Genomic DNA, 6190 nt, shown 5'->3' on the forward strand with positions numbered 1-6190 from the left:
AACAATTCCAATCCGCTTTGGGAATACTGGTACAGAGGAGGTCATTTGACTATGGCAGACAAAAACAAATTTGCAGGTACCAAAACAGAGAAAAATCTCTGGGAAGCATTTGCTGGCGAATCACAGGCTCGCAACAAGTACACGTACTTTGCCAGCGTCGCAAAGAAAGCTGGTTTTGAACAGATTGCCGCATTGTTCTTAAAGACCGCGGAAAACGAGAAGGAACATGCCAAGCTGTGGTTCAAAGCACTCGGAGAACTCGGTGATACAGCCGAAAACTTGATTCACGCCGCAGAGGGCGAGAATTACGAATGGACGGACATGTATGACCGCATGGCCAAGGAAGCGGATGAAGAAGGATTTCATGAACTGGCAGAGCAGTTTCGCGGTGTCGCAGCCATTGAAAAGCACCATGAAGAACGCTATCGTGCGCTCCTGCACAATATAGAGGCTCAAGAGGTCTTTGCCAAGAGCGAAGTGAAAATTTGGGAATGCCGCAATTGCGGTCACATTGTTGTTGGCACACAGGCTCCGGATGTCTGTCCGGTCTGCAACCATCCACAGGCTTACTTTGAAATTCACGCAGAAAATTATTAAATCAACGACCGAACCGGACAGCCTGCTACAGGTCGTCCGGTTCGATTGATTTTGGGGATTATAAGAATGAAAAAACGAATCATGACTATTCTGTCAGCGGCAATTCTTGCTGTCATGCTGACCGCCTGCGGAAGCAGTGTGGACACGTCCCAAACTTCCACTTCCACACAAAAACCTGTTGCATCCTCTGAGCAAGGTTCCGGCGTTGTTCAAACAGAAGATACTGCCGCCTCTGCTGTGGATGCCATCACCCGCAAGGCGCGAGATGCCGCAAATACTGCAACAGATGACGAAGTCTCTGAAGCATATACGTACATAAAAACCAATTATACAGACTGTTTCAAAGATACAGAAACCATGGAACAGATGATGTACGCCGGTTGGTTATTGGAATACAAATACGAAGGCAATGCCGAGAAACAAGCATATCACGATCTTGGGCAAAGTGCAGAACAGCTGGTAAAATACGTCTATCGCGGGGCAGATACTGCCGACAGCGATAATACCCAAGCATCGAAAGAACAAATCCAAGCATTCTTGGATGAGATAGAGCAAGCGACGGTCGAACCAGCCGAAACACAAGCCGATGCCTCCAGCAATACGGATCATACGGATGCCTCTGCTTCTTCTGACCAAGAAGCCAGTCGAACCGTATATTATACCAAGAGCGGCAAAAAGTATCACTATGCCAATCCGTGCGGCAGAGGAACCTATTATCCCTGTACTTTAGCAGAAGCACAATCCCGCGGCTTAGAGCCTTGCGGAAAATGTGTGCTTCGTTAAAAACAAGAAATTATGCCATGCCCAAAAAGCGCAAATATTCCGGTGTGGAAAGCATCGGCATGGAAAGATTATTCTTTGTCTCTTCACAGACAGTTCCCACAGAAGCCAATTCACCCCCTGCTTGTTCTACGACTGACAAATATTTTGACACGATGCCCTGTACTGATTCTTGTTTGGAACGCAGCAGTTTGCCGCAGTTTCGATAAATTTCCAAACAAGGATTGCAGCAAGAAAATGCCTCTTGAATGACGGAAAAATTATTTTCTCCTGGAAAACCGCAATTAGAGATCGCTACATATTTCTGTTCCCGCCTGACCGTGTCCTCCAGGTCGAATCTTTCTTCCTGCTGTGCGATAATCGGACTTTTCAGCGGAATCAGTCGATCTACAAAGTTTTTCAGTAACGCTGTCATGTTCCAAGAAAAGACCGGCGAGCCAAAACAGACCACATCCGCAGATTGGTACGCACGCAGCAATTGCTCCATATCATCATGAAAAACACATGTACCCGGCGTTTGAAACCAGCACGTAAAGCATCCTTTGCACTGTTCGATCTGATAGTCTGCAAGCTGATATACTTTTGTCTCCGCTCCAGCACGCGATGCACCGGCTAAAAATGCCGTGATGATTCGATTGGTTGCACTTTCCGTTCCGGATGGACTGCCATTAAATGCTACAAATTTCATGGTAAAACCTCCTATATATTCGTTTTATCTTGCTTTTTCTCATTATATAAGCTCTTTTTACCAAAAACAATCTATGCTCCGTAGACTTGGAGCAAAAAAATATGGCAGACGATGTGTCTGCCATATTTTTTATTTACTCACAGCTTTCAACGTGAATACAATTGCCATGTTTTAATGTGAGAATTCGCTGATTGCGGCTGCCGCGGAATCGCAGCATCAAATCTCGCTGTTCTTCGACAAACTCGCCATCTACAAGAATGTCAATATACGAAAGCATTTCCTTGGTGACATCTGTAAAAACAGCACCGCCCTCTGCCAAATCCGTATCATAGGTATAACCGGTATAACACCAGACAGTCTTTTCCGGTAGCTCTGTCTTAACTCGACGCAGCAATGCCGTCAAAGCAGGCTGATTTTCCGGCTCAAACGGTTCTCCGCCCAGCAAAGACAATCCCGTGATATAGTCCGGTTTTAAGCCCTCTAGGATGCTGTCCTCAATCTCTTGCGTGTACGGTTCGCCATAAGCAAAGTCCCACGTTTCTGCATTGAAACAGCCCTTACAATGATGCCGACAGCCAGAGACAAACAAACTCACGCGCACTCCGGTGCCGTTTGCCACATCATAAAATTTTATCGTTGCATAATTCATATGTATTCTCGCTCTTACAGATGCAGGACACGATCCTTAATCTCCTGTGTTCTGCCCTGATTCCAGAACTGCGTGCCGATATATCCGCAGGTTCTGCGGGCAACAAACAGCTGATTCTGGTCGCGATTGCCGCAGTTCGGGCACTCCCAAACCAGCTTGCCCTCATCATCGGTCACGATCTGAATTTCACCGTCATAGCCGCACTTTTCACAATAGTCGCTCTTGGTATTCAGCTCTGCATACATGATATTATCATAAATAAAACGCATCACAGAGAGAACTGCTTCGGTGTTGTTTTGCAGATTCGGAACCTCTACATAGCTGATCGCACCGCCCGGAGACAGCTTCTGGAATTCCGACTCAAACTTCAGCTTATTGAACGCATCAATGTGCTCGGCAACGTGCACATGATAGCTGTTTGTGATGTAATTTCTGTCTGTGACGCCCGGAATAATGCCAAAGCGCTTTTGCAGGCACTTTGCAAACTTATAGGTTGTGGATTCCATCGGTGTGCCGTATACAGAATAGCTGATGTTCTCCGCTTCCGACCATTCCTTACACTTGTCGTTGAGCTTCTGCATGACTTTTAACGCAAATTCTCTGCCTTCCGGCGAAGTATGTGTCTTGCCAATCATGCGCACGCACATCTCGCACAGACCGGCATAGCCCAGCGAAATCGTCGAATAACCACCAAACAGCAGCTTATCAATGGTCTCACCCTTCTTCAATCGTGCCAGCGCACCATTCTGCCACAAAATCGGTGCAACATCCGAAATGGTGCCAAGCAGACGCTCATGACGGCAGCGCAGCGCACGATGACATAGATCCAGTCGCTCTTCATAAATTTTCCAGAACGCATCCATATCGCCTTGAGACGAGCAAGCAACATCAACCAAGTTGATAGTAACAACACCCTGATTAAATCGTCCGTAATACTTGTGAGAGCCATCCGGATTGCGTTGGTTGTCCTCTACCGTCAGAAACGAGCGGCAGCCCATGCACGGATACACATCGCCTTTTTTGAGCGAGCGCATCACCTTGGCAGAAATATAATCCGGCACCATGCGCTTTGCTGTGCACTCTGCGGACAATTCGGTCAAATACCAGTACTTAGAATCCTTGGTGATGTTGTCTTCATCCAGCACGTAAATCAGCTTCGGGAATGCCGGAGTAATCCAAATTCCCTTTTCATTCTTGACGCCCTGCATACGCTGACGCAGTACCTCTTCGATAATCATCGCGAGGTCATCGCGCTCCTGACCTTCCGGCACTTCGTCCAGATACATAAACATCGTGACAAACGGAGCCTGACCGTTACAGGTCATCAGGGTAATCAGCTGATACTGAATGGTCTGAATGCCGCTCTTTACTTCGCTTCTCAGGCGGCTTTCTACTACTTTATTGATTATGCGCTCGTCCAGCGAATCTCCACATGCTGCGCGCTCTTCGACAACCAGCTTGCGAATCTTCTTACGGCTGATGTCAACAAACGGAGCCAAATGCGACAGCGTGAAGGTCTGACCACCATACTGATTACTTGCCACCTGTGCGACAATCTGTGTGGTGACATTGCAGGCTGTAAAGAAGCTATGCGGCTTTTCAATCATCGTCTCACTGATGACCGTGCCGTTTTGCAGCATGTCCTCCAGATTGATGAGGTCACAGTTGTGTTCCTTCTGCGCGAAATAATCCGAGTCATGGAAATGAATAATGCCCTCTTCATGCGCCTTGACAATGTCTTCCGGCAGCAGCACACGCATCGTCAAATCCTTGCTCACTTCACCCGCCATGTAATCGCGCTGGGTCGAGTTAATGACCGGATTTTTGTTGGAGTTCTCCTGCTTGACATTTTCATTCAAATGGTCAATCAGAGCCAAGATTTCATTGTCTGTCGTGTTCGATTTACGAGCCAGTTCCCGCTTATACCGATAGCGCACATACTTCTGTGCTACTTCATAGCCGCGCATCTCCATGATACCGATCTCTACCATATCCTGCACATCTTCCACATGCGTGATATGCGGCAGCGATTCCAGCTTCTTTTCCACAGTATCTGCAACTGCCTGAATCTGATACTCATTCAATCTATGAATCGGCTCAACCTCAAGATTGGCAGCCTTTACGGCATTGACGATCTTCGATAAATCAAATGGGACTTCTTCACCATTTCTTTTGATAACTTTCATCGTAAATCCTCCCTCTTGCTCATCTATTATAAGCCTGCACGGGGGTATCTGTCAATATATTGTGTGTCTTTCTATCGAATTGCACAACATCTAGGATATTTCCCGTCTGGCATCTGAACAAGTCTGTCGCCGCACGTGCGGCGAACATCTACTATTATATAATTTCTCTTTGCAATCCGCAACCAGACTGCTATAATATTCTCGGATAATTTTCATAAAAATCGGAGTACATATTTATTATGAATCAACAAAAAAACGCAAATCTTGTCGGCGGCATCTTGATTTTTATCGGCGGTGCCCTCTGGGGTATGATTGGTCCCTGCATCCAAATCATGGAACAGCTTGGTTCTACCTCTATCTTAACCAGCTTCTTACGGGTTGCCTTTGCCTGCATCATCATGTTGATATGGACAGTCGCACGCTATGGCATTCGCTCTCTTAAAATAGATCGAAACGCCCTCCTTGCCTGTGCACTGCTCGGACTGATCTGCCATGGCATTTATAATATCTTTTACAGTCTTGCTGTCAATCTGGCAGGCATCACCATCAGTGCCGTTTTGCTCAATGTCGCGCCATTGTTTACCGCGTTATTTTCTTGGATTTTGTTTCATGAGCACATCACATCGAGAAAACGGTTTGCCCTTGTCATCAATATATTGGGTTGCGTCCTCGCCGCAACCGGCGGAAATTTTTCAGTCCTTTCGTTCTCTATCGTCGGTATTGTATGCGGTATTCTCGCAGGACTTTGCTATGGTCTCACGGCTATTTTCGGAAAAATCGCAGGCGATCAGAGCAATGCGTTTGTCATGAGTACATACAGCTATCTCTTCGCTGCAATTTTTTTATTTTTCTTCTCCAAGCCGTGGCAAACAGCGGTTATAACCAATCTTCCTCTGCTCGGTGTCGGCTTTTTCTACGCACTCGTTCCGACCGCTATTGCATATCTGTTGTACTATCAAGGCGTGCAGCACTTGCAGGAAACCAGCCGCGTCCCTGTACTCGCCTCTATTGAGATGGTCATGGCGGGAATTTTCGGCATCATCTTATTTCACGAAAAGTTGTATGGGATGAATTGGCTGGGTATGGCTTTGGTGCTGATTTCTATTGTCTTTATGAGTAGAAAATCCGAATAAACACGGGAATATATGCAAAAAACACCGCCATTTCTCACGAAACAGCGGTGTTTTTGGTACGCCCGGTGCGATTCGAACGCATGGCCTTTGGAGTCGGAGTCCAACGCTCTATCCAGCTGAGCTACGGGCGCATATCTTTGTTATCAATACTTGATAG

The 6190-nt window shown here is 46.7% G+C and carries 6 protein-coding genes and 1 tRNA gene; 3 read left to right on the forward strand and 4 right to left on the reverse strand.

Annotation, left to right across the window (positions count from 1 at the left end; all coding sequences use genetic code 11):
- The first annotated feature begins 51 nt into the window (after positions 1 to 51).
- Together rbr and ACR0P9_RS06445 are read left to right on the forward strand one after the other, a co-directional pair.
- On the forward strand, positions 52 to 597 hold the full coding sequence (gene rbr, locus ACR0P9_RS06440; protein WP_432618429.1) for a rubrerythrin: 546 nt from the start codon (positions 52 to 54) through the stop codon (positions 595 to 597).
- Between the two features lie 66 nt (positions 598 to 663).
- A complete protein-coding gene (locus ACR0P9_RS06445; protein ID WP_432618431.1) occupies positions 664 to 1380 on the forward strand; it encodes a hypothetical protein in 717 nt (238 codons plus the stop codon).
- Positions 1381 to 1390: 10 nt separating this feature from the next.
- On the opposite strand, the gene ACR0P9_RS06450 is transcribed toward ACR0P9_RS06445, so the two are convergent.
- From ACR0P9_RS06450 to nrdD, 3 genes are all read right to left on the reverse strand, one after another.
- The gene (locus ACR0P9_RS06450) at positions 1391 to 2065 is read right to left on the reverse strand and encodes a flavodoxin family protein (RefSeq protein ID WP_432618432.1); all 675 of its coding nucleotides are present in this window, start codon (positions 2063 to 2065) and stop codon (positions 1391 to 1393) included.
- Positions 2066 to 2198: 133 nt separating this feature from the next.
- Positions 2199 to 2714 carry an anaerobic ribonucleoside-triphosphate reductase activating protein gene (nrdG, locus tag ACR0P9_RS06455; RefSeq protein ID WP_432618434.1) on the reverse strand — a complete coding sequence of 172 codons (516 nt, stop codon included), beginning with the start codon at positions 2712 to 2714 and terminating at the stop codon, positions 2199 to 2201.
- Between the two features lie 14 nt (positions 2715 to 2728).
- Positions 2729 to 4900 (reverse strand): anaerobic ribonucleoside-triphosphate reductase, encoded by a 2172-nt coding sequence (gene nrdD, locus ACR0P9_RS06460; RefSeq protein WP_432618436.1) that lies wholly within the window; start codon positions 4898 to 4900, stop codon positions 2729 to 2731.
- 239 nt (positions 4901 to 5139) lie between these two features.
- Between nrdD and ACR0P9_RS06465 the strand changes: the two genes are divergently transcribed.
- Complete coding sequence (locus ACR0P9_RS06465) at positions 5140 to 6033, forward strand: DMT family transporter (RefSeq protein WP_432618438.1); 894 nt, start codon at positions 5140 to 5142, stop codon at positions 6031 to 6033.
- A 54-nt stretch (positions 6034 to 6087) separates the two neighbouring features.
- Here the strand turns inward: ACR0P9_RS06465 and ACR0P9_RS06470 are convergent.
- Positions 6088 to 6164 (reverse strand) — tRNA-Arg (locus ACR0P9_RS06470).
- Positions 6165 to 6190: the final 26 nt, after the last annotated feature.

Origin of the sequence: Butyricicoccus sp., assembly GCF_050872565.1 — a bacterium.
GTDB lineage: Bacteria > Bacillota > Clostridia > Oscillospirales > Butyricicoccaceae > Butyricicoccus_A.

Coding starts and splice junctions, on each gene's coding strand:
- rbr (WP_432618429.1), top strand. CDS start 52: ATGGCAGACAAAAACAAATTTGCAGGTACCAAAACAGAGAAAAATCTC.
- ACR0P9_RS06445 (WP_432618431.1), top strand. CDS start 664: ATGAAAAAACGAATCATGACTATTCTGTCAGCGGCAATTCTTGCTGTC.
- ACR0P9_RS06450 (WP_432618432.1), bottom strand. CDS start 2,065: ATGAAATTTGTAGCATTTAATGGCAGTCCATCCGGAACGGAAAGTGCA.
- nrdG (WP_432618434.1), bottom strand. CDS start 2,714: ATGAATTATGCAACGATAAAATTTTATGATGTGGCAAACGGCACCGGA.
- nrdD (WP_432618436.1), bottom strand. CDS start 4,900: ATGAAAGTTATCAAAAGAAATGGTGAAGAAGTCCCATTTGATTTATCG.
- ACR0P9_RS06465 (WP_432618438.1), top strand. CDS start 5,140: ATGAATCAACAAAAAAACGCAAATCTTGTCGGCGGCATCTTGATTTTT.